Raw genomic sequence first — 2167 nt, forward strand, 5'->3', positions numbered from 1 at the left:
CCCGGCCTTCGCGGGGGTGGGATTCTGGTTCGCGCTCCGCCCCCAATTCCGTCCGCAGATTATGCGAATGCACCCACCCGCCCTCGGCGACATCGGCGGTCAGCACCCCGATCGACGAACCATATTTCACCACCCGCGCCCCCGCGCGCAAAGTCCCAAGCGCCACCTTATGCCCCGCCGGCACCTCCCCCAGCGCCTCGGTCGTAACCGCAACATTGTCATCGGGATGAACTCTGATCAGCATGACACCGCTTTACCCGGCTCTGTCCGCCGCCGCTACTGCTTGCGGATCGCCCCCGCCCGGCATAGTCGCACCTCCATGTCCGCTCCCCAACCCAAGCCCTGGATCAGCGCGATCCACCCCTACATCCCCGGCAAGGCCAGCGCCGACGATGGACGCCTAGTGGTCAAGCTCTCCGCCAACGAAAATCCGCTCGGCTGCAGCCCTCACGCCCGCGCCGCCTTCGCCGAGGGCAGCACCACCCTTGAGCGCTACCCCGATCCCACCGCCGCCGCACTCCGCAGCGTCCTCGCCGAGACCCACGGCCTCGACCCCGCGCGGATCATCTACGGCACCGGATCGGACGAGATCATCAGCGTCGCGGTCGGCGTCTATGCCGGTCCCGGCGACGAGATCCTGTTCCCGCGCTACAGCTTCGCCGCCTATCCGATCGCCACTCGCCGCGCCGGCGCGACTCCGGTCGAGGCCGCCGACAAGGACTACGGCACCGATGTCGATACGTTGCTTGCCGCGGTCAACGAGCGCACCCGCATCGTCTTCGTCGCCAATCCCAACAACCCCACCGGCACCTACATCGGCGCACCCGAGATCGCCCGCCTCCACGCCGGGCTGCCCGCCGACTGCCTGCTGATCGTCGATCAGGCCTATGCCGAATATCTCGAGGCGGACGAGGACGACGGCGCGCTCGAGATGGCGCGCACCCTCCCCAACGTCCTCATCATGCGCACCTTCTCCAAAATCCACGGCCTCGCCGCCGAGCGCATCGGCTGGGGCTATGGCCCCGCGGAGGTCGTGAACGCCCTCCACCGCATCCGGATGCCCTTCTGCCTGACCACGGCAGGCCAACGCGCCGCCATCGCCGCCGTTCGGGACACGGAGCATGTCGCCAGGAGCCGAGCGCATAACAATCGCCTGCGGACGTGGTTCGAAGGCGAGATCGCGAATCTCGGCAACTTCGGCCTCCGCGCTGTCCCCTCGAAGGCGAACTTCAGCCTCCTCCTGTTCGAAGGCGCGCTGACCGGAGAGGCCGCGTACAAGGGCCTGATGGAGCGCGGCTACGTCACCCGCTGGCTCCCCAATCAGGGCATGCCCAGCGCCGTGCGCATCACCATCGGGACGGACGAAGACATGACCGCGGTCGCGACGGCGCTGAGGGAATTGGCGGAAGCGGCGGGCTGAGCGGTCCCCCCTCCACACCCACACCGTCACCCCGGACTTGTTCCGGGGTCCACCGGGCGGCTAGCGTTGCCTTCGACAAGTGAGAACCGCGATCGCGGCTCAGTGGACCCCGGAACAAGTCCGGGGTGACGTTTCGTTTTTGGAGAGCCGCCGTGACCACCACCCTTCACCCCGTCCCCCCAGAATGGGCCACCACCGCCAAGGTCACCCGCGCCGACTACGACCGCCAGTACGCCCAGGCCCAAACCGACCCCACCACCTACTGGACCAACGAAGCCAAGCGCCTCGACTGGCTAACCCCCTTCACCCAGGTCCAGGACACCAGCTTCCACGAAGCCGACTTCCGCATCCGCTGGTTCGCCGATGGTGCGCTCAACGTCTCCGCCAACTGCCTCGACCGCCACCTCGAAACCCGCGGCGATAGCCCCGCGATCCTGTGGGAAGGCGACGACCCTACCGACCGCCGCACGATCACCTACCGCGAACTCCACGCCGACGTCTGCCGCTTCGCCAACGTCCTGAAGGACCAGGGCGTCCGCAAGGGCGACCGCGTCACCCTCTACCTGCCGATGGTGCCAGAGGCTGCGGTGGCGATGCTCGCCTGCACCCGGATCGGCGCGGTCCATTCGATCGTGTTCGGCGGCTTCTCCCCCGACAGCCTCGCCAATCGAATCCAGGATTGCGACACGACCGTCGTCATCACCGCCGACGAGGGCTGCCGAGGCGGCAAGCTCATCCCGTTGAAGG

2 protein-coding genes and 1 pseudogene are annotated in these 2167 nt (G+C 67.7%); 2 read left to right on the forward strand and 1 reads right to left on the reverse strand.

Annotated elements, in window-relative coordinates; all coding sequences use genetic code 11:
• Positions 1-244, reverse strand: a pseudogene (locus RMO97_RS07085) (UxaA family hydrolase); the annotation flags it as partial.
• A 75-nt stretch (positions 245-319) separates the two neighbouring features.
• On the opposite strand from RMO97_RS07085, the gene hisC reads away from it, so the two are divergent.
• Together hisC and RMO97_RS07095 are read left to right on the forward strand one after the other, a co-directional pair.
• Entirely contained in the window at positions 320-1420 is a 1101-nt protein-coding gene (gene hisC / locus RMO97_RS07090) for a histidinol-phosphate transaminase (protein ID WP_310539898.1), read from the forward strand.
• Positions 1421-1572: 152 nt separating this feature from the next.
• Positions 1573-2167 (forward strand): AMP-binding protein (locus tag RMO97_RS07095; protein WP_310539900.1); only part of this gene is annotated, 595 nt, incomplete at its 3' end.

The organism is Phenylobacterium sp., assembly GCF_031425575.1.
In the GTDB taxonomy this organism is placed as follows: Bacteria; Pseudomonadota; Alphaproteobacteria; order Caulobacterales; family Caulobacteraceae; genus Phenylobacterium.